19 protein-coding genes are annotated in these 21,381 nt (G+C 59.6%); 11 read left to right on the top strand and 8 right to left on the bottom strand.

Features of this window, described 5'->3' with window-relative positions; translation table 11 throughout:
- Nucleotides 1-9 precede the first annotated feature (9 nt).
- The 6 genes from PQR62_RS11940 to thrC all read right to left on the bottom strand — a co-directional run bounded on the left by PQR62_RS11940 (nucleotide 10) and on the right by thrC (nucleotide 6,327).
- On the bottom strand, nucleotides 10-1,380 hold the full coding sequence (locus PQR62_RS11940) for a GntT/GntP/DsdX family permease (protein ID WP_408158122.1): 1,371 nt from the start codon (nucleotides 1,378-1,380) through the stop codon (nucleotides 10-12).
- 217 nt (nucleotides 1,381-1,597) lie between these two features.
- Nucleotides 1,598-2,278 carry a LysE family translocator gene (locus tag PQR62_RS11935; protein WP_408158120.1) on the bottom strand — a complete coding sequence of 227 codons (681 nt, stop codon included), beginning with the start codon at nucleotides 2,276-2,278 and terminating at the stop codon, nucleotides 1,598-1,600.
- 142 nt (nucleotides 2,279-2,420) lie between these two features.
- Nucleotides 2,421-3,053, bottom strand: a complete 633-nt coding sequence (locus tag PQR62_RS11930; RefSeq protein ID WP_408158118.1) for a class I SAM-dependent methyltransferase — start codon at nucleotides 3,051-3,053, stop codon at nucleotides 2,421-2,423.
- A gap of 42 nt (nucleotides 3,054-3,095) precedes the next feature.
- Entirely contained in the window at nucleotides 3,096-3,353 is a 258-nt protein-coding gene (gene moaD / locus PQR62_RS11925) for a molybdopterin converting factor subunit 1 (protein ID WP_408158116.1), read from the bottom strand.
- Nucleotides 3,350-4,621: a molybdopterin molybdotransferase MoeA gene (locus PQR62_RS11920; RefSeq protein ID WP_408158114.1), complete on the bottom strand. Its 1,272-nt coding sequence runs from the start codon at nucleotides 4,619-4,621 to the stop codon at nucleotides 3,350-3,352. The genes moaD and PQR62_RS11920 overlap by 4 nt, the downstream gene beginning before the upstream one ends.
- A gap of 245 nt (nucleotides 4,622-4,866) precedes the next feature.
- Nucleotides 4,867-6,327, bottom strand: coding sequence for a threonine synthase (gene thrC, locus PQR62_RS11915; protein ID WP_408158112.1), 1,461 nt, complete (start codon nucleotides 6,325-6,327; stop codon nucleotides 4,867-4,869).
- Nucleotides 6,328-6,697: 370 nt separating this feature from the next.
- On the opposite strand from thrC, the gene PQR62_RS11910 reads away from it, so the two are divergent.
- Nucleotides 6,698-7,150, top strand: coding sequence for a surface-adhesin E family protein (locus tag PQR62_RS11910; protein ID WP_408158111.1), 453 nt, complete (start codon nucleotides 6,698-6,700; stop codon nucleotides 7,148-7,150).
- Nucleotides 7,151-7,370: 220 nt separating this feature from the next.
- Here PQR62_RS11910 and PQR62_RS11905 read toward each other — a convergent pair whose 3' ends face one another.
- Nucleotides 7,371-8,681 (bottom strand): homoserine dehydrogenase, encoded by a 1,311-nt coding sequence (locus PQR62_RS11905; protein ID WP_408158109.1) that lies wholly within the window; start codon nucleotides 8,679-8,681, stop codon nucleotides 7,371-7,373.
- 114 nt (nucleotides 8,682-8,795) lie between these two features.
- The gene (locus tag PQR62_RS11900; RefSeq protein WP_408158107.1) at nucleotides 8,796-10,025 is read right to left on the bottom strand and encodes a pyridoxal phosphate-dependent aminotransferase; all 1,230 of its coding nucleotides are present in this window, start codon (nucleotides 10,023-10,025) and stop codon (nucleotides 8,796-8,798) included.
- Between the two features lie 423 nt (nucleotides 10,026-10,448).
- On the opposite strand from PQR62_RS11900, the gene PQR62_RS11895 reads away from it, so the two are divergent.
- From PQR62_RS11895 to PQR62_RS11850, 10 genes are all read left to right on the top strand, one after another.
- Nucleotides 10,449-10,829, top strand: coding sequence for an Mth938-like domain-containing protein (locus tag PQR62_RS11895; protein ID WP_408158105.1), 381 nt, complete (start codon nucleotides 10,449-10,451; stop codon nucleotides 10,827-10,829).
- 23 nt (nucleotides 10,830-10,852) lie between these two features.
- On the top strand, nucleotides 10,853-12,592 hold the full coding sequence (locus PQR62_RS11890) for a glycosyltransferase family 39 protein (protein ID WP_408158103.1): 1,740 nt from the start codon (nucleotides 10,853-10,855) through the stop codon (nucleotides 12,590-12,592).
- Nucleotides 12,589-12,960, top strand: coding sequence for an EamA family transporter (locus PQR62_RS11885; RefSeq protein WP_408158101.1), 372 nt, complete (start codon nucleotides 12,589-12,591; stop codon nucleotides 12,958-12,960). The genes PQR62_RS11890 and PQR62_RS11885 overlap by 4 nt, the downstream gene beginning before the upstream one ends.
- A gap of 90 nt (nucleotides 12,961-13,050) precedes the next feature.
- Nucleotides 13,051-14,172 (top strand): DegT/DnrJ/EryC1/StrS family aminotransferase, encoded by a 1,122-nt coding sequence (locus tag PQR62_RS11880; RefSeq protein ID WP_408158099.1) that lies wholly within the window; start codon nucleotides 13,051-13,053, stop codon nucleotides 14,170-14,172.
- A 126-nt stretch (nucleotides 14,173-14,298) separates the two neighbouring features.
- Complete coding sequence (locus tag PQR62_RS11875) at nucleotides 14,299-15,255, top strand: glycosyltransferase (RefSeq protein WP_408158097.1); 957 nt, start codon at nucleotides 14,299-14,301, stop codon at nucleotides 15,253-15,255.
- Nucleotides 15,252-16,169: a formyltransferase gene (locus PQR62_RS11870; RefSeq protein ID WP_408158095.1), complete on the top strand. Its 918-nt coding sequence runs from the start codon at nucleotides 15,252-15,254 to the stop codon at nucleotides 16,167-16,169. Before PQR62_RS11875 ends, PQR62_RS11870 begins: the two co-directional genes overlap by 4 nt.
- A gap of 15 nt (nucleotides 16,170-16,184) precedes the next feature.
- The gene (locus PQR62_RS11865; protein WP_408158093.1) at nucleotides 16,185-17,240 is read left to right on the top strand and encodes a bifunctional UDP-4-keto-pentose/UDP-xylose synthase; all 1,056 of its coding nucleotides are present in this window, start codon (nucleotides 16,185-16,187) and stop codon (nucleotides 17,238-17,240) included.
- Nucleotides 17,241-17,738: 498 nt separating this feature from the next.
- Nucleotides 17,739-18,680: a polysaccharide deacetylase family protein gene (locus tag PQR62_RS11860; RefSeq protein ID WP_408158091.1), complete on the top strand. Its 942-nt coding sequence runs from the start codon at nucleotides 17,739-17,741 to the stop codon at nucleotides 18,678-18,680.
- Between the two features lie 110 nt (nucleotides 18,681-18,790).
- Nucleotides 18,791-19,267: a peroxiredoxin gene (locus PQR62_RS11855; RefSeq protein ID WP_408158089.1), complete on the top strand. Its 477-nt coding sequence runs from the start codon at nucleotides 18,791-18,793 to the stop codon at nucleotides 19,265-19,267.
- Between the two features lie 404 nt (nucleotides 19,268-19,671).
- Nucleotides 19,672-21,366 carry a PhoH family protein gene (locus PQR62_RS11850; RefSeq protein ID WP_408158087.1) on the top strand — a complete coding sequence of 565 codons (1,695 nt, stop codon included), beginning with the start codon at nucleotides 19,672-19,674 and terminating at the stop codon, nucleotides 21,364-21,366.
- Nucleotides 21,367-21,381 lie beyond the last annotated feature (15 nt).

The following is a 21,381-nucleotide window of genomic DNA, read 5'->3' as shown; positions in this document are numbered from 1 at the left end:
AAACTGCCATCAGACCAGAAAGCCCCACAACAGCAGCGTCATGCCCAGACCGATCACCGACACCAGGGTCTGAATCACCGACCAGGTCGCCAGCGTCTGCTTCAGGTTGAGTCCGAAGTATTCCTTCACCATCCAGAAGCCGGCGTCGTTGACGTGGCAGAAGAACACCGAACCGGCGCCGATGGCCAAAGCCATCAAGGAATTATGTGTAGGCGACAGCCCCGCCACCAGCGGCGCGACGATGCCTGCCGTGGCGGTGGTGGCCACGGTAGCCGAACCGGTGGCCTGACGCAGCGCCACGGCGATGATCCAGGCCAGCAGGATCAGCGGTACATGGGTGCCGGTAGCAACCTTGGTAATAGTGTCGCTGATACCTGCAGTCAGCAGCGCCTGCTTGAGGCCGCCGCCCGCGCCTATGGTCAGCAAGAGACCGGCGATCGGCGGCAGCGCCTTGCGCAGCGTGGTGCCCACCACGAAGCGGCTGGTGCCCTGGCTCCAGCCCAGCACCACGACCGCGAACAGCACCGTGACGGTCAGCGCAATGATGGGCTCGCCGAAGAAGTTGAGCATCTCGAACAGCTCGGTCTTGGGCGTCAGCCAGATCTTGGCGACGGTGCGCCCCAGCATCAGCAGGACGGGCAGCAGAATGGTGATGATGGAAGGCAGAAAGCCCGGTTGCGACTGGTCTTCGCGGGCGCTGAACAGCTTGCCGATCTGATCCGGCTCGCTCACGTTCAGGCGCGGCGCCAGCCAGTTGCCGTACAGCGGACCGGCGATGATGACCGCCGGAATCGCAACGATGAAGCCCAGCAGCATGGTGGTGCCGAGGTCGGCGTGCAGCGCACTGACGGCGATCAGCGGGCCAGGATGCGGCGGCAGCAAGGCGTGCAAGGTGGTCATGCCAGCCAGTGCAGGAATCGCCACGCGCATGATAGGCATGTCGGAACGGCGCGCCATCACGAAGATGATCGGCGCCATCATCACCAGACCCACTTCAAAGAACAGCGGCAGGCCGATCACCAGCGCCACCACCGCCATCATCCAGGGAATGGCCCTGCCGCGCGCATATTGCAGCAAGGTGCTGACGATGCGGTCGGCGGCGCCGGAGTCCGCCATCAGCGCCCCCAGCATGGCGCCGAGCGCAATGATGATGCCGGCTTCGCCGAGAATGCTGCCGGCGCCCTTGCTGAATGCGGTGGCGATATGTTCCAGCGGCAGGCCGGCCCCGATGCCGGCGACGAAGGTGCCGATCAGGATGGCGAGAAACGGTGCGATGCTGAGAAAGCTGATCAGCGCCACAATCGTCAGCAGCGCCGCCAGCGTCACTAGCAGCAGTTGTGTGTCATGGGCCGCCCAGGCGGCCAATTGGGTAGAAATCACGTCTGAATCCTTCTTTAGGTGTGGATGAGTACGCATCGTTGAACGATGTCTTGTAAGTCTCCCCCGACGGGCATGTTGGCGACATGCTTCGATTTCCTCCCAAAGAAACTGGATTGTCCGGATGCTCATACGCAGAAATGTGCTTCCGCGTTCCGCTTCTGTATTCCTTTAATTTACGTGTTCAGCTGGGTTCCTGCATCGGCGCTGCATCAGCCGTCTATTGCCGTACACCCGCCAGCAGCGCACCGGCGCCGATGAAGGTCGCGCCCGACAGGCGGTTGAACAGGCGCGCCCGGCCGGGCGTTGCCAGCCACGGCGCGACGCGCGCGGCGAAGGCGGCATAGAAGCTGAGCCAGAACAACTCAAAACAGACGAAGGTCGCGCCCAGCATCAGAAATTGCGGCAATTGCGCTGCATGCGGATCGATGAACTGAGGAAAAAATGCGGTGAAGAACAGCAAGGCCTTGGGATTGCTGCCGCCGACCAGCAGTCCTTGCAGATACAGGCGCAGCAGGATCTTGCGACGCGTGGCGCCGGATTCGACAAGGGCGGTGGAGGCGGCTGACTCAGCATCGGCGCCGCCCTCTTTCGACGGTGCCATATCGAACGCCGACTGCCTGGAGAAAAACGTCTTGCAGCCGATATAGCCGAGGTAAGCCACGCCCAGCCATTTCAACACGAGAAAGACCTTCTCCGAACCGGCAAGAATCGCACCGAGACCGGCGGCCGACACCGCCATGATGCAGCACACTGCGGTGATGCTGCCGAGTGCGCTGACAAGCGCGCGCCGTGTGCCGTGATGGATGCCGTTGGTGATGCACATCAGTACCGCCGGGCCCGGCGTGACGGTCAGGACGAAAACGGCGGCGACATACAGCAAAAAGGTTTGCAGGCTCATGGATGAGGATGGATCAGGTAGGTCTGTTCTTGTTGAATTATTGCCTTGGCCGGGCTCGTTTGATTGCGCATTTGACCGAGATCCGGCAGCAGATATCGGATTTCGGTTCAACTTCATGCGGCAATCGCGAACTCTCCGCGCTTCAATTCCTGCGCCACAGGCTGGCAAGCCAGGGCTGTTGCTCGCGCGGCAGGCCGTCAGGCCGGTAATAATGCCGCAATTCGGAAAAACCTGCAGCGAGCAGGTAACGCCGCCAGCCTTCCAGGCTGTGCCAGACGCCATAGCGCTCACCGCTCCAGCCCTCCTTGTCGTCGCCGCGCGGATTGGAGCTGAACAGAATCCCGCCGGTTTTCAGCGTCGCATGCAATTGCGCCAGCACACTCGGCAAAGCGGCCGACGGCACGTGAAACAGCGAGGCATTGGCATACACGCCATCGAAGCGCCCGGCGGGCAAGTCCAGTTGTAGAAAGTCCTGATGCCAGACCTCGCAGCCCGATGCCGCGCGCGCCATCTCGACGAAACCCAGTGTGCCATCGAGGCCGACCGGCTGATGCCCGAGCGCCTTGAACGCCAGCAGATCACGCCCCGGCCCACAGCCGAAATCGAGGATGGAAAAAGCGGCGTCAGCATCTGCCCCCGGCAAGGCGTAGCCGGTCTTCAAGCCATCCAGCAACGCGGCGATGTTCTGGCTGACGTCATGATCCCAGGTACCTTCGCGGAACTGTTCTGCATTGCGCTGATAGTGGTCCAACGTGACGAGCGAAGTCTGATTCATGAGCGGCTCATTGTGCGGTGGCAAAAGACAAAACCGGCCGGCTCAGCCACCGGTTACCGGCGGGAAGAAAGCCACTTCGCCATCGTCTTCGATCAGCGTGTCGGCTTCGGTCATCACCTGATCGTAGGCCATGCGCAGAGCTTTTTCCGGCGCCAGCACTTCGGCCCAGATACCGCCGCGGCCCATCAGAAAAGCACGGACGTCGCCCACGGTTTTGACGCCGGGCGGCACCTCAAGGACTTCCTGCGAGGTTTGCAGCGCTTCGCGCACGCTGGCGAAGAAACGTAATTCGATTTTCATGAAAGCACATCCGAGAAAGAAATGAAGCGCACCATATCGCCGGCGGCAATGGTCTGGCCCGGTGGATTATCGACCAGGCCGTCGGCCCACACGGTGGAGGTCAGCACGTTGGAACCCTGGCTGGGGAACAGATCCAGCCCGCCTTCGGCGTTGCGCCGCACGCGCAGGAATTCCTGACGCTTGTCGGCTTTGGGCCAGTTGAAATCGGCGCGCATCGCGGTGACTTGCGGCGCGACTGCGGCGGCATCCATGCCCTGCAGACGCAGGATGAACGGCCGCACGAACATCAGGAAGGTGACGAAGGACGAGACCGGATTGCCCGGCAGGCCGATGAAGAAGGCCGGACCGTTGCTGCTGCCGGAGCCACCGCCCTTGCTGCTATCGACGGCGCGATCAACTTCGCCGAAGGCCAGCGGCTTGCCCGGCTTCATGGCGATCTGCCACATATTGAGCCGCCCTTCGGCTTCGACTGCCGGCTTGACATGATCCTCCTCGCCCACCGACACGCCGCCGCTGGTGATGATCAGATCATGCGCGGCTGCCGCCGCACGCAAAGTCTGGCGCGTCGCCGCCAGTTGATCCGGCACGATGCCGAAATCGCTGATCTCGCAACCCAGCTTTTGCAACAGGCCGCGCAGCAGAAAACGGTTGGAGTTGTAAATCGCGCCCGGCTTGAGCGGTTCGCCCGGCATGCTCAGTTCATCGCCGGTGAAGAACACGGCCACGCGCAACTTGCGGCGCACGCTCAGCGTCGCCTGTCCAATGGATGCCGCCAGCCCCAGTTCTTGCGGACGCAGGCGCGTGCCGGCGTGCAGGATGGTGCTGCCGGCGCGGATGTCTTCACCGATGTGGCGCACCCATTCGCCGCTGGCCGGCGCGTGGCGCACGATAACGTAGTCGCCATCGGCCTCGCGCACCGCTTCGCAGACTTCCTGCATGACGGCGGCGTCGGCGCCTTGCGGCATCATGGCGCCGGTGAAAATGCGGGCGGCGGTGCCGGCTTGCAGCGGCGTGCCGACGTGGCCGGCGGGAATGCGTTGCGACACCTTGAGTTTCGCTTCGCCGCCGGCGCAATCTGCCGCGCGCACCGCATAGCCGTCCATCTGCGAATTGTCCATGCCAGGCACATTGATCTGCGACTGCACCGCCGCTGCCAGCACGCGGCCGCAGGCGTCCAAGGTCGGCAGTTCTTCGACTTCACTGACAGGAGCTGCTGCCTTGAGCAGGATTTCCAGAGCCTGCGCTACGCTGAGCAGCGGCGGCCGCATCGGCTTGCCAGCTGCGCCACTTGCGGCGGAAGAATCTGAAGAAGCGGGAGAGGACGAATTCGGCGGCATGGGAATGATCGGTTCGTGTGAAATCGGTAAGGCCGGGTAATCCGCGTAGCGTTTCGTCCGGCCGGATACAACGGCCTGCCATTTTAGAGCAATCCGCCGCAGCAGGCGCCGCAAACGAAGAACGCCGCTAGGCGGCGTTCAGCTTAAGACATGTGCATGGCGAACCGGCGCAGGATTTACAGGCCGGTATGTTGCGCGACGAAGGCCTTGATCTTGCCGGCCTCTGCCGGCATCACTTCAAAGCGCTGCGGCAATGCTTCGATGTTTTCAAAACCGGCCGGACGTTCGGCGTCGCGTCCCAGCGCTTCGCGTATGGTCTCGTTGAACTTGGCCGGCAAGGCGGTTTCGAGCACGATCATGGTGACGCCCGGCGTCAGGTTTTCACGCGCCACCTTGATGCCGTCGGCGGTGTGCGTGTCGACCGTGATGCCATATGCCTGTTCGGCGAAGCGGATGGTTTCCAGACGATCGGTGTGCGTCGATTTGCCGGAGGCAAAACCGTAGCGGATCACGCTGGCGAATTCATTGCCGTCGCTGCCGTCCTTGCCGGTCAGATCGAAACCGCCAGCGGTCTCGACCTTGTGGAACAGGTCTTTGACACGCTGGCTGTCGCGGCCGAGCAAATCGAACACGAAACGCTCGAAATTCGAGGCCTTGCTGATGTCCATGCTGGGGCTGCTGGTGTGATAGGTCTCGGCCGACTTGCGCACGCGGTAGACGCCGGTGCGGAAGAATTCGTCGAGCACGTCGTTTTCATTGGTGGCGACCACCAGTTTGTCGATGGGCAGGCCCATCATGCGTGCGATGTGGCCGGCGCAGATATTGCCGAAATTGCCGGACGGCACGGTGAACGAGACCTTTTGCTCGTTGCTGGTGGTGGCGCTCAGATAACCGCGGAAGTAGTACACCACCTGCGCCACGACGCGCGCCCAGTTGATCGAATTGACGGTGCCGATCTTTTGCGTGGCCTTGTAATCGAGATCGTTGGACACCGCCTTGACGATGTCCTGGCAATCGTCGAACACGCCTTCCACCGCCAGATTGAAGATGTTGGGGTCTTGCAGGCTGAACATCTGCGCGGTCTGGAAGGCGCTCATCTTCTTGTGCGGCGACAGCATGAACACGCGTATGCCCTGCTTGCCGCGCATCGCGTACTCGGCGGCGCTGCCGGTGTCGCCTGAGGTGGCGCCGACGATATTGAGTTCCGCGCCCTTCTTGGCCAGCGCATATTCAAACAGATTGCCCAGCAACTGCATTGCCATGTCCTTGAAGGCCAGCGTCGGGCCATTGGAAAGGCCTTGCAGCACCAGCTTCTTGCCGTCCTGCTCTTCCAGCGTACGCAGCGGCGTGATGCGCGCAGCGTCATCGCCGGCGCGCGTGTTGCGATAGACGTCGGCGGTGTAGGTCTTGTGCGTCAGCGCCTTCAGATCGGCGTCAGGAATATCGGTCGCGAATTTCTTCAGCACTTCGTAGGCCAGGTCGGCGTACGACAGCGTGCGCCATTGATCCAGCTCGGCGCCGCTTACCTGCGGATAGTGTGCCGGCAGATACAGGCCGCCGTCCGGGGCCAGACCGCCCAGCAGGATTTCGGAAAAGGAAGGAGTAGCTGAGTGACCGCGAGTCGATACGTATTGCATGGCTGAATATGTTTTTGCGTAATGGTGAGTATGGGCGATAGCCGAAATATCGGCAGGCGCGCGGGCGCGCGTTGCAAAGACCGACATTATAGCCGCGTCGCCGCCGGCAACGACATCCGGGCGCGCATCCGGGCGGGTAAGTCCGGCCGCATCACTGAGCGCATGCTGACAAGCCGGCAGGTTTTGAAATAAAACGTTACCAGTCTTGAAACGGCCCGGAAGGCAGGCTATGCTGCGCCACTCGGGCAGATGGCAGTCAGGAGAAAAAAGGCCGTCAGCATGGGCGCGAAGCGTGATTCAGACGACAGATCAGTGAATTAATCCGGCGCCGGCGCCTCAAAACACGGTTACAACAAAACAAGGATACGGCATGAAACAAAGCACCAAGCACAGCATGAAGAAATGGATTGCAGCGGCAGGCATCGCTGCCGGCACACTGGCCTGTGCTACGGCACACGCCGAAAGCTGGCAAGCCATCGGTGGTTCGGACACCTCCGAACTGTCGATCGACACCGACTCGATCATCGAAAGCGGCGGTATCCGCCAGGCCTGGTCGATGTGGAATTTCAAGGAAGCGCGTCCGAACAAGGGCGATTCCGGCTTTCCCAGCCTGAAGTCCTACAAGGATATGCACCAGTACAACTGCAAGGCCGGCACCATGAAGCTGACCAATGAAATCATCTACGCTGAAAACGACGGCAAGGGCGACATGCGCAACCATTCCGACGCGCTCAAGGGCATGGAATTCTCCAAGCCGAAGCCGATGTCGGTGGCCGATGCCATGTTCCAGGCAGTGTGCAGCTACGAAATGCCGAAGAAGTAAAGCAAGCAGCGCCCGCTGTACCCGCAAATGAAGCGAGCGCCCATGAGGCGCTCGTTTTGTTATTGGCGACGCGCTTCTGCGCGTCGGCCTGCTCAATGCGCAAACGGCCCCGGCGATTTCTTTCCGGGCATCATCGACCGCCGGCGATCAATGGCTTACAAAAAACGGAGCCCGCAGGCTCCGTTTTCATTTGAGGCTCAGCTTAAGGCCGAGCCATCAATCAGCTCAGCTCTTCCAGACGAATCTTGGTCACGCTGCCCACCACCGTCGACAGGGCTTCGATCTTGGCGATGGCCGCTTCGATGTTCCGCTCCTGCGTCTGATGCGTCAGCATGATGATGTCGGTCTGCTGCTCGCCTTCGGCCGGCTCTTTCTGCAGCATGGCATCGATGGAAATTGACGAGTCCGCCAGAATGCGCGTGACGTCGGCCAGCACGCCAGGCTTGTCGGCCACATGCATGCGCAGGTAGTAGCTGGTGGTGACATCCTGCATCGCTAGCACCGGCGTGTCGGCCATGGCGTTCGGCTGGAATGCCAGATAAGGCACGCGATGCCCGGGGTCGGCAGTTGCCAGACGGGTGATGTCAACCAGATCGGCGATCACGGCCGAGGCGGTCGGCTCGGAGCCTGCACCCTTGCCGTAGTACAGGGTTTCGCCGACGGCGTCGCCGCGCACCATGACCGCATTCATCGCGCCTTCGACATTGGCGATCAGACGGCTGGTCGGGATCAGCGTCGGATGCACGCGCAGCTCGATGCCCTTCTCGGTCTGGCGCGTGATGCCCAGCAGCTTGATGCGATAGCCCAGCTGTTCAGCGTAGGTGATGTCGCTGGCCTGCAGCTTGGTGATGCCTTCCACGTGCGCCTTGTTGAACTGCACCGGAATACCGAAAGCGATCGAAGCCATGATGGTCAGCTTGTGCGCAGCGTCCACGCCTTCGATGTCGAAGGTCGGATCGGCTTCGGCATAGCCCAGACGTTGCGCTTCCTTGAGCACGACGTCGAAGTCCAGCCCCTTGTCGCGCATTTCGGACAGGATGAAATTGGTGGTGCCGTTGATGATGCCGGCGATCCACTGAATGCGGTTGGCGGTCAGGCCTTCGCGCAAGGCCTTGATGATAGGGATGCCGCCGGCCACTGCCGCTTCGAACGCGACCATCACGCCCTTCTCCTGCGCGGCCTTGAAGATTTCGTTGCCGTGCGTGGCGATCAGCGCCTTGTTGGCGGTGACCACGTGCTTGCCATTGGCGATCGCCTTCAGAACCAGATCCTTGGCGATGCCGTAGCCGCCGATCAGTTCGATGACAATATCGATGTCCGGGTCGCTGACCACCAGATTGGCGTCGTTGACCACCTTGACTTCTCCATTGGTCAGCTCGGTGGCGCGCTCTGTGTTCAGATCGGCCACCATCGTAATTTCAATGCCGCGTCCCGCGCGACGCGCAATCTCTTCCTGATTGCGCTTGAGAACATTGAAAGTACCGGAACCCACGGTACCGATGCCGAGCAAACCTACTTTGATGGATTTCATATTGTCTTCGTGGTTGATAAAAATGACCGCCACGCGGGTGTGGCGGGTACTGCGGTAAAACTCATGCTGATGCTGCTATCCGAAACAGGCAAGTTCAAGCCGCCTGACGCAGCATCAGGCCGTCCCGTGGCGGCGGCGATAGCCTTCCAGGAAATGCGCGATACGGCCCATCGATTCCGCCAGATCGTCAGGATTCGGCAGGAACACCACGCGGAAGTGATCCGGCGTCGGGCAGTTGAAACCGGTGCCCTGCACGATCAGCACTTTTTCTTCTGCCAGCAATTCGTAGGCGAATTCCTGATCGTCCTTGATCGGATAGATTTCAGGATCGAGGCGCGGGAACATGTACAGCGCCGACTTCGGTTTGACGCAGGTCACGCCGGGAATGGCGGTCAGCAGCTGGTGCGCCAGATCGCGTTGCCTGGTCAGACGGCCGCCGGGCGCGACCAGATCGTTGATACTCTGATAACCGCCCAGCGCGGTCTGGATCGCATATTGGCCGGGTGCATTGGCGCACAGGCGCATCGAGGCCAGCATGTTGAGACCTTCGATGTAATCCTTGGCGTGCTTCTTTTCGCCCGAGACCACCATCCAGCCGGCGCGATAGCCGCAGGAGCGATAGTTCTTGGACAGGCCGTTGAAGGTGATGAACAGCACATCATCGGCCAGCGACGCCAGCGAGGTGTGCGTGTTGCCGTCGTACAGCACCTTGTCGTAGATTTCGTCGGCGAAGATGATCAGCTGATGCTGACGCGCCACCTCGACCAGTTCCTTCAGCACTTCCGTGGTGTACAGCGCGCCGGTAGGATTGTTCGGATTGATCACCACGATGGCCTTGGTGTTCGAATTGATCTTGCTCCTGATGTCGGCAATATCGGGTTGCCAGCCGGCCTGCTCGTCGCACACGTAATGCACCGGCTTGCCGCCGGACAGGCTGACCGCCGCCGTCCACAGCGGATAGTCGGGCGACGGCACCAGCACTTCGTCGCCGGTGTTGAGCAAGGCGTTCATGCTCATCACGATCAGCTCGGAGGCGCCGTTGCCGAGGTAGATGTCGTCAATCGTGACGCCGTGGATATTCTTTTGCTGGGTGTAATGCATGATGGACTTGCGCGGCGCGAACAGGCCCTTGGAGTCGGTATAACCCGAGGCATTGCCCATGTTGCGGATCATGTCCTGCACGATCTCTTCCGGCGCGTCGAAACCGAAGGCGGCCAGATTGCCGATGTTCAGCTTGATGATCTTTTGCCCTTCTTCTTCCATCTGACGGGCTTTTTCCAGCACAGGACCACGAATGTCGTAGCAGACATCGGCCAGTTTCTTCGATTTCTGAATCGGTCGCACAGCACCATCCTTTGGCAGTTTGTTTATTTGCAGCAAGTCAGCAGAATCAGTCCTCTGACGCGGCAGTCTCGTCTTTCCGGATCGTCCGGATCAGTTTCTTCACAGCATGAGCACGGGCCGGTCGCCTGCTTTGCGTCTCCGGGCCGGCGGCCCGATCAGAGGGGGGTGCGGAACAGGCGCTTAGCGCTCTTCGATTTGCAATATATCGGTAGATGGTTTGCGAGTTCGAGTCCCCCTCCTGGCACCAGGCGGCGCATCCTAAGCCGCAGCCGGGCTCAGCGGGAACCGGCCATTTTGCCGAAAGCCGTCGATTTTATCAATCAAATACGCGTCGCCGCGGAAAGGAAACGGCTACAATGCAGCACTTTACGACCTGATTGCCGAAAGACATGCCGCTCCGGCTGCATTCCGGCCCATCTCGCCATGAAGCTTCACTCTAATCAAACCCAGCAATACCAGACCGTGACCGGTTACGACGACCAGGGCGTCGAACTGAACGCAGTCCACTTTACCCACAGCCTGCTGGTGCTGCCTGAATCCCCGCCCGTGCCATGGCCGGTCGATTCCTTCGAGCAACTGACGACGGAACACTTCGCCCATATCGACTCCACGCAGCCCGATGTCGTGATAGTCGGCACCGGCGAGCGCCAGCGCTTTGTCCATCCCCGGCTGACTGCGGTGCTGACCGACCGCCGCATCGGCGTGGAATGCATGGATAATCAGGCCGCTTGCCGGACCTACAACATCCTGATGGCCGAAGGCCGCAAGGTGGCGCTGGCGCTGATCATCACCCCGCCACAATAAAAACACTCTAGGAATCTGCATTAATGCGTGAACTGCACAAATCGACGGCATTCGTCTGGACCTTGGTCATCCTGTTTTTGCTGGTCTGGCTTTACATGCTGGGCGCACGCACTCTGGTGCCGACCGATGAAGGCCGCTATGCCGAAATGGCGCGCGAAATGGTCGCCACTCAGGACTGGATCACCACCCGCCTGAACGGCATCAAATATTTTGAAAAGCCGCCGCTGCAAACCTGGATGAACGCCGTCACCTTCGAACTGTTCGGACTCGGCGAGTGGCAGGCGCGTCTGTGGACCGGCCTGTGCGGCCTGCTCGGCATCGGCCTGTCGGTCTACACCGGCAGCCGCGTGTTCAACAACGGCCGCATCGGTTTCTATGCAGGCCTGGTGCTGGCGTCGAGCTTCTTCTGGGCCGGCATGGGTCACATCAACACGCTCGACATGGGCCTGACCGGCATGATGACGATTGCGCTGTGCGGTTTGCTGATGGGACAACGCGACGAAGCCACCCGCGAATCTCAGCGCAACTGGATGCTGCTGTGCTGGGCCGGCATGGCGCTGGCGGTGCTGTCCAAGGGATTGATCGGCATCGTGCTGCCGGGCGCAGTGCTGGTGCTGTACACCGTGGTCTTGCGCGACTGGGCGATCTGGAAGCGCCTGCATCTGGTCAAGGGCCTGATCCTGTTCTTCGCCATCACCACGCCGTGGTTTGTATTGGTGTCGATGAAGAATCCGGAATTTCCTCAGTTCTTCTTCATTCATGAACACTTCCAGCGCTTCACCAGCAAGATCCACAGTCGCACCGGTCCCTGGTATTACTTCATTCCGATTCTGCTGCTGGGCATGGTGCCCTGGCTGGGCGTGATGTTTCAGGGTCTGTGGTCGGGCGTGCGCGAACAGCGCGACGGCTCGTCCTTCAACAGCCTGAGCAGCGGCCGTTTCCAACCGAAGAAGATGCTGTTGATCTGGACCGTGTTCATCTTCGTGTTCTTCAGCATTTCGGACTCCAAGCTGCCGTCCTACATCCTGCCGATCTTCCCTTCTCTGGCGATTCTGATCGCCTGCTATCTGGAACGCGCCGATTACAAGGCGGTGGCCTGGGCCGGCTCGCTGGTGGCAGTGCCCTGCGCAGTGGCGCTGGCCTTCATTCCGCGCGTGCCGTCGCTGGCCAAGGACGCGTTTTCGCTGCCGCTGGTGGAAGCGCACGTGCCCTGGATTTACGCCGCGACCATCATCGCCTTCGTCGGCGGCGTGGCCGCGATCCGTCTGGCGCGCCAGCACAAGGACGCCGCCGTGGTGGCACTGGCTGCCACCGGCTTCCTCGCCGGCCAGTTGCTGATGCTGGGCCATGATCCGCAAGGCCGCTACTCGGCCGGCGTCGATTACCTGCCGGCGCTGCAGGCCGAACTCAAGCCTGAAACCCCGATGTATCTGGTCGGCCGCTACGAACAGGCGCTGCCGTTCTATCTGCAACGCACCATGACGCTGGTCGAGCACGCCGATGAAATGGAGTTCGGCCTGAAGCAGGAGCCGTATCTGTGGATGCCGACGGTCGATGCCTTCGTTGCGCAATGGGTGGCGGACAAGAATGCCGGCAAGAAGGACATCGCCATCATGGATCCGAAGATTTATCAGAAGCTGCAGGAGCGCGGCGTGCCGATGCGCCTGATCGGCCAGGATCCGCGCCGCGTGATCGTGGCCAACGATCCGGGCGCCGCTGCGACCATTCCTGCCGCCGCCGACAACAAGAAAACCGCACCATGACCCTGACCACCTTCGGCTTCATTTTCGTCGGCATCTGCCTCAACGCCGTCGCTCAGCTGCTGCTGAAAGCCGGCACCAACGCGGTCGGCGCGATTCACCTGACGGCGGAAAACTGGTTCGGTACCGGCCTCAAGCTGGCGACCCAATTGCCCATCCTCGGCGGCCTGAGCTGCTACGTGATTTCGGTGGTGGTCTGGATCATCGGTCTGTCGCGCGTGGATGTGACGATTGCCTACCCGCTGCTGTCACTGGGCTACATCATCAATGCCATCGGCGCCTGGTATTTCCTGGGCGAAGTGATGTCGGCGCAGCGTATCCTGGCCATCGGCGTCATCATCATCGGCGTGGTTTTGCTGACCAAAAGCTGATTTACAATAGCGCGCGGTTGTCGGCCACGGCCCTGCCGGCCGCCAACCTCATCATTATTTCATCTGACTTCCTCTCATAAGCGATCATCCATGAGCCTGCCTTTCCTCCCGTTTTCCAAACCGACCATCGATGAAGCCACCATTGCCGCCGTCGGCGATGTGCTGCGCTCCGGCTGGATCACCAGCGGTCCGAAAGTCCAGGCATTCGAAAAAGAGCTGTCCGACTATTTCGGCGGCCGCATCGTGCGTACCTTCAATTCGGGTACTTGCACCATGGAAATTGCACTGCGCATCGCCGGCATCGGCGCCGGCGACGAGGTCATCACGACACCGATTTCCTGGGTAGCGACTGCCAACGTGATCATCGAAACCGGTGCCACGCCGGTGTTTGCCGATATCGATCCGGTCACCCGCAACATTGATCTGGACAAGCTGGAAGCCGCCATCACCCCCCGCACCAAGGCCATCATCCCGGTCTATCTGTCGGGTCTGCCGACCGACATGGATCGCTTGTATGCGATTGCCAAGAAGCACAATCTGCGCGTGGTGGAAGACGCGGCGCAGGCGCTGGGTTCTACCTGGAACGGCAAGCGCATCGGCTCATTCGGTGACATGGTGTCGTTCAGTTTTCAGGCCAACAAGAATGTCACCAGCTCCGAAGGCGGCTGCCTGGTGTTGAACAATGCCGACGAAGCGCGTCTGGCCGAAAAATATCGCCTGCAAGGCGTGACCCGCAGCGGCTTCGACGGTCTGGAAGTGGATGTGCTGGGCGGCAAGTTCAACATGACCGATGTTGCGGCCGCCATCGGCCTGGGTCAGTTCGCCCACATCGAGCACATCACGTCCAAGCGCAAAGAATTGGCAAAGCACTACTTCGCCAGCTTCGGCAAGGACTTCGAAGCGGAATTCGGCGCCCAGCTGCCGGTTGCCGACTTCGAGAATTCCAACTGGCACATGTTCCAGCTGGTCTTGCCGGAACGCATCACGCGCGCCGCCTTCATGGAAAAGATGATGGAACAGCAAGTCGGCATCGGCTATCACTACCCGCCTATCCATTTGCTGAAACTTTATCGCGATCGCGGCTTCAAGGAAGGTATGTTCCCGGTTGCAGAACGCGTGGGACGCCTGATCGTGTCGCTGCCGATGTTTACTGCAATGAGTAAAGAAGATGTGGAACGTGCCGTCGACACTGTAAAATCCGTGCTTCGTTAATCTTGCGTCAAGTTTTTTAACCCCGATTTAAATCAGGCAGGCCTGAACATGGCGCCGCCGGTTGGCACAGCTCAACCGAATGGCGGCGATGATCGGGCCTTCCGCCTATTTTTAGTACGAGTATCGATGAAACCAGAACTGTCAGTGGTCATCCCGGTTTACAACGAGGAATCCGGCCTCGCCAAATTGTTTGAACGCTTGTATCCGGCGCTAGACGCGCTGGGCTACAGCTATGAAATCATTTTCGTCAACGACGGCAGCCGCGACCGTTCGGCCGGTATCCTGGCCGAGCAGTTCAGCCTGCGCCCCGATGTGACGCGCGTAGTCTTGTTCAACGGCAACTACGGCCAGCATATGGCGATCATGGCCGGCTTCGAAGCCACGCGCGGCGACGTCGTCGTCACGCTCGATGCCGACCTGCAGAATCCGCCCGAAGAAATCGGCAATCTGGTCGCCAAGATGCGCGAAGGCTACGACTACGTCGGCTCGATCCGCCGTGAGCGTCAGGACTCGGCATGGCGCACTGTGGCCTCCAAGGCCATGAACCGCCTGCGCGAAAAAATCACACGCATCAAGATGACCGACCAGGGCAACATGCTGCGCGCCTACGGCCGCAACGTGATCGACCTGGTCAACCAATGCCGCGAGGTCAACACCTTTGTGCCGGCGCTGGCCTATACCTTCGCGCGCAAGCCTACCGAAATCATCGTTGAGCACGAAGAGCGCTCGGCCGGCGAATCGAAGTATTCGCTGTACAGCCTGATCCGCCTCAATTTCGATCTGGTCACCGGCTTTTCGCTGGTGCCGCTGCAGTTTTTCTCGCTGCTGGGCATCGCGCTGTCGTTCGCCTCGGCCGCCCTGTTTGTGCTGATCGTGCTGCGCCGCCTGCTGCTGGGCGCTGAAGTCGGCGGTGTATTTACGCTGTTTGCGATCACTTTCTTCCTGATGGGCGTTATCCTCTTCAGTATCGGCCTGCTGGGCGAATACATCGGCCGCATTTACATGCAGGTGCGCTCGCGCCCTCGCTATGTGGTGCAGACCATTCTTGAACAAACCTCTTCGGAAGAAAAACAGACATCATGAACGCCGTCGTTTTCGCCTACCACGATGTAGGCGTACGCTGCCTCAAAGTGCTGCTCGCGCGCGGTGTCCGCGTATCGCTGGTGGTGACTCACGAGGACAATCCGGACGAGAACATCTGGTTCGGTTCGGTTGCGGCCCTGTGCAGCGACAACGGCATTCCTTTCATCACACCCGCCGATCCGCGCACGCCGCAGGTGCTGGCACAGGTGCAGGCGGCGCAACCGGACTTCATTTTCAGCTTCTACTATCGCCACATGCTGCCGGTGGAATTGCTGGCGGTGGCCAAGCGCGGCGCCTACAACATGCATGGTTCGCTGCTGCCGAAGTACCGCGGCCGCGTGCCGATCAACTGGGCGGTGCTGCACGGCGAGATCGAAACCGGCGCCACGCTGCACGAAATGACGCTCAAACCGGACGCCGGCAGCATCGTGGCGCAGACTTCGGTGCCTATCCTGCCGGAAGACACCGCCTATGAAGTCTTCGGCAAGGTGGTGGTGGCCGCTGAGCAGACTTTGTGGAATGTGCTGCCGGCGATGCTGTCGGACCGCACCCCGCAATTGCCAAACGATCTGAGCAAGGGCAGTTACTATGGCGGCCGCAAGCCTGAAGACGGCCGTCTGGACTGGCGCAGAACCGCGCGCGAAGTGCATAATCTGGTGCGCGCAGTGGCCCCGCCCTATCCCGGCGCTTTCGAAGAAATCGCGGGTGATAAAATTACGGTCACACGAACGCGACTGGTGCCGCCGTTTGCGCATCCTGCATTGCAGAAAGCGCACGGCATGCAAGACAAGTTCTTTGAAGGCGGACGCCTGTACGCGCGCTGCGGCGACGGCAACTTCCTGCAAATTTTGGGTATCCGGATCAATGATCAGGACGCTTCTCTCAACAATTATCTGAAATACATGGCCTCCTGAAGGCCGCTATACACCATGAAAAAAGTCCTCATTCTCGGCGTCAACGGCTTCATCGGCCATCACCTGTCCAAGCGCATCCTGGAAACCACAGACTGGCATGTCTATGGCATGGACATGATGACCGACCGCATCACCGACATTCTGGAAAACGAGGCTTACAAGTCGCGCATGCACTTCTTCGAAGGCGACATCACGATCAATCAGGAATGGGTCGAGTACCACGTCAAGAAGTGCGACGTGATCCTGCCGCTGGTAGCGATCGCCACGCCTTCGACCTACGTCAGCCAGCCGCTGCGCGTATTCGAACTGGACTTCGAAGCCAATCTGCCTATCGTGCGTTCCGCGGCCAAGTACAAGAAGCATCTGGTGTTCCCGTCGACGTCCGAAGTCTATGGCATGTGCCATGACGAAGAATTCGATTCGGAAGAATCCGAGCTGATCTGCGGCCCGATCAACAAGCCGCGCTGGATCTACTCCTGTGCCAAGCAATTGATGGATCGCGTGATCTGGGGCTACGGCATGGAGTCCGGCCTGAACTTCACCCTGTTCCGTCCGTTCAACTGGATCGGCGCCGGTCTGGATTCTATCCACACCCCGAAGGAAGGCAGCTCGCGCGTCGTGACGCAGTTCTTCGGCCACATCGTGCGCGGCGAGAACATCTCGCTGGTGGATGGCGGTCAGCAAAAGCGCGCCTTCACCTACATCGATGACGGCATCGATGCGCTGATGAAGATCATCGCCAACGAAGGCGGCGTGGCTTCGGGCAAGATCTATAACATCGGCAATCCGGTCAACAACTACTCGATCCGCGATCTGGCCGACATGATGCTGAAGCTGGCTGCCGAGTACCCTGAGTACGCTGACAGCGCCAAACAGGTCAAACTGGTGGAAACCACTTCGACCGCCTACTACGGCAAGGGCTATCAGGACGTGCAGAACCGCGTGCCGAAGATCACCAACACCTGCGAAGAATTGAACTGGAAGCCGACCACCACCATGGCCGACACCCTGCGCAACATCTTCGACGCTTATCGCGGCCAGGTGGCGGAAGCCAAGGCGCTGATGGACTGATGAGTGTTGATACTCACGCTGCAATGAAGTGATCTCCGGATTACTTCAGGGCAAAAACAAATAACTCCGCTGCGGCGGAGTTATTTTTTTGCGCATCGCCTTCGAAAGAGACCTTGCTGCTGTCAGCAAACACTCAGCAAGTCTTCAGCATTTTTCAGCATGGACAAAGCTCAGCGGCGGTAGCCTGTCACTTACTTGCTAGACCGACAATCTCCGCATTCTGTTTCGCTCAATTTATGCGCTTGCATAGCCTGATCGCAGCCGCTGTGTATTGTTCTATCACTTCCGTAATGCTAGGCTGACGCATGGTTTGCAAAAACGCTGCTCTCGACGTTTTAAACAATCAGCGCCCGGCAGATTCAAGGTTTGGCAAGATGGCGTTTCATGTTTCCCCTGCCTCCGTTTCACCGTCACCTTCTGCATGCCTCAAATCCCCAAGCGATGCGTTGAATTCGCGCAGCGCCGTTCACCTCAAGACGAATTTTTCAGCTCAGCACTTTGCCTAAACTCACTCTCAAAATCGATGCCGACACCTATCGCGGCACCCGCGAAGGCGTTCCGAATCTGGTGCGCCAGTTACAACGGCACAAGGCCAACGCCACCTTCCTTTTCTCGCTCGGCTACGATCACACCGGCTGGGCGCTGAAACAGATTTTCCGCCCGGGTTTTTTCAGCAAGGTCTCGCGCACTTCTGTGGTCGAGCACTACGGCATCAAGACGCTGATGTATGGCACGCTGCTGCCGGCGCCGGATATCGGCAAGTCCTGCGCGCAATTCATGCGCGCGGTGCGCGATGCCGGCTTTGAATGCGGCGTCCACACCTGGGATCATCGCGTGTGGCAAGACAATGTGCGCACCGCCGATACCCAATGGACAGAAGAAACCATGCAGCAGGCCTATGGCCGCTTCCACGACATCTTCGGCGTGCCGCCGGGCACCCACGGTGCGGCGGGCTGGCAGATGAACGATTACGCCTTCAGCATGCTGGATCAGTTCGGCATTGCATATTCGTCCGACGGCCGTTCGCAACTCAATGAAGACGGCAGCCTGGCCGATCCCGATGCCGGTCCTTATCGTTTGTCGGCCGGCGGCAAGACCTTGTCCTGCGTGCAGTTGCCGACGACCCTGCCGACGCTGGACGAGCTGCTCGGCCGCACCATACGCGGCACGCCGATCGATACCAGCAATGTCGCCGCGCTGCTGCTGCGTCTGACGGCACAGCCGCGCGACCATGTTTTCACGCTGCATGCAGAACTTGAAGGCCAGAAACTTGCCCCCATCTTCGAGCAATTGCTGGCGGGCTGGAAGGCGCAAGGCTACGAACTGGTATCGATGGGCGATTATTACCAGAGCGTGAAAGACGATGTGCTGCCGATACTGCCTATCGCCTGGGGCGAGTTGCCGGGCCGTTCCGGCGACATGATTCTGCAGTCGATGTAAGTATCTCTCACTGCGACAACACAGACCGCACAGCACATCTGATACCAGCATTACAAGCTTAAGAAATACCAGCACTAGCAAACAAGACGACAACCAAACGGGGCGCCATTTTGACCGACAGACCATCCATTTTGAACAAGACCGTGCCCGAATTTTCGGCTGCGATGACCAGCGGCAAGACCTTCAATCTGTCCGACTACAAGGGCAAGAACATCGTCCTGTATTTCTATCCCAAGGACAATACGCCGGGCTGTACGACCGAAGGCATGCAGTTTCGCGATCTGCATCCTGACTTCCTGAAAAACAATACTGAAATCTTCGGTATCAGCCGCGACAGCATCAAGTCGCACGAAGGCTTCAAGGGCAAGCTCGGCATGCCCTTCGAACTGATCTCCGATCCTGACGAAACGCTGTGCATCATGTTCGATGTCATGAAGATGAAAAACATGTATGGCAAGCAAGTGCGCGGCGTGGAGCGCAGCACCTTTGTGATTGACGGATCGGGCACATTGGTGAAAGAATGGCGTGGAGTAAAGGTTCCAGCCCACGTGGATGAAGTGCTGGCCTTTGTCAAAACCATTGCTTGAGAATTAAGTTCGCCGAAGCTTGCAGTTTCTTGTCGGCGATGAAACGAAAGATAAATCTCAAGCCGTGTCAGGGTCGCCTGGCAAGTGATCCTGCCGCGTTTGATGACATATGCGGTCTATCGATACAAGCCATTGAATTCAAATAGAAAACCGTTTCCTGAAAGCCGTTTATGGTTTAGGCCACGCGCCTGCCAAAACGGCTTTTTTACTTTTCAATTTAGCGTTCTCGCTAATCAAGCCCTCCTGCCCCGCTTTTCCTATGCCGCCGTTTGCATGAACGACAGCGGCCGTGACGCTTTACCGCAGAAGGGTTTCACTAGCGGCAGCTACCTTGAGTTGTTGTGCCTGCAGTCCCTGTTCGCTCTGACAAAGCGGTGTTTTCTTCATTTACTACCGAGGTTCTGATGCCCCTGCCAAAAATGCCGAGTAAACCAGCAGCCTTATTGTCCACCCAGGATTATCCGAAGGCCGAAAGCAGCAAGCCCGTCAAACCGAACATCACATTGGTTGAAACCTCTGTCGCACCTGCCGTCGTGACCAAGGCGGTCGCGCCGGCCGTGATTGAAGCAAAGATTACCGAGCCGCGCGCCAAGATCAGCGGCAAGAGCCCTGCCGTCACCAAGACGCCGGCAGCGGCCAAGCATGGCGAATCGCGCACCAAATCGTCCAGCAGTCGCAACGCCGACAAATCCGGCGGCGGCAAACTGTTCGTGCTCGACACCAATGTGCTGATGCATGATCCGACCTCGCTGTTCCGCTTTGAAGAGCATGACATCTATCTGCCGATGGTCACGCTGGAAGAGTTGGACAACCACAAGAAAGGCATGTCGGAAGTCGCGCGCAATGCACGCCAGATTTCACGCTCGCTGGATGCGCTGGTCAGCGATATCGCAGAAGATGCGATCGACATGGGTATTCCGCTCGCCAAACTGGGCAACAAGGATGCCAAGGGCCGCCTGTTCTTCCAGACCAAGCTGACCAATGCCAAGCTGCCGGAAGGCCTGCCCGAAGGCAAGGCCGACAATCAGATTCTGGGCGTGGTGCGCGCACTGGATCAGCAGTATCCGGAGCGCGCCGTGGTGCTGGTGTCGAAGGACATCAACATGCGCCTCAAGGCGCGCGCCATCGGCCTGCCCGCAGAAGACTATTTCAACGATCACGTGCTGGAAGATACCGACCTGCTGTATTCGGGCATCCAGCAATTGCCGGACGACTTCTGGAACAAGCACGGCAAGGGCATGGAGTCGTGGCAGGAAAGCAAGCACGGCACCAGCTACACCTACTACCGCGTGACCGGCCCTTATGTACCTTCGCTGCTGGTGAATCAGTTCGTTTTCATCGAGCCAAAGAACGGCGAGCCGGCCTTCTACGGCCAGGTCAACCAGATCAACGGCAAAACTGCCGTGCTGCAGACGCTGCGCGACTACGGTCACGCCAAGAACAGCGTGTGGGGCATCACTGCGCGCAACCGCGAGCAGAACTTTGCGCTCAATCTGCTGATGAATCCCGAATGCGATTTCGTCACGCTGCTGGGTCAGGCGGGTACCGGCAAGACGCTGCTGGCGCTGGCGGCCGGTCTGGCGCAGGTGCTGGAAAACAAGACCTACAACGAAATCATCGTCACCCGCGTCACCGTGCCGGTGGGCGAAGACATCGGCTTCCTGCCAGGCACCGAGGAAGAAAAGATGGGGCCCTGGATGGGCGCCTTCGACGACAATCTGGAAGTGCTCAACAAGTCGGACGGCGATGCCGGCGAATGGGGGCGTGCCGCCACCCAGGATCTGATCCGCTCGCGCATCAAGATCAAGTCGCTCAACTTCATGCGCGGCCGCACCTTCGTCAATAAATTCCTGATCATCGACGAAGCGCAGAATCTGACGCCGAAGCAGATGAAAACGCTGGTGACGCGTGCCGGTCCCGGCACCAAGATCATCTGTCTGGGCAACATCGCGCAGATCGATACGCCTTACCTGACCGAAGGTTCGAGCGGCCTCACTTACGTGGTGGATCGCTTCAAGGGCTGGTCGCACAGCGGCCACGTCACTTTGGCGCGCGGTGAACGTTCACGTCTGGCGGATCATGCCAGCGACGTGCTGTAAGGACTCGATCCCCAC

It is taken from the genome of Herbaspirillum lusitanum (assembly GCF_046025995.1).
Taxonomy (GTDB): Bacteria; Pseudomonadota; Gammaproteobacteria; order Burkholderiales; family Burkholderiaceae_D; genus Herbaspirillum; species Herbaspirillum lusitanum_A.
This window is presented reverse-complemented; position numbering and strand designations above follow the sequence as displayed.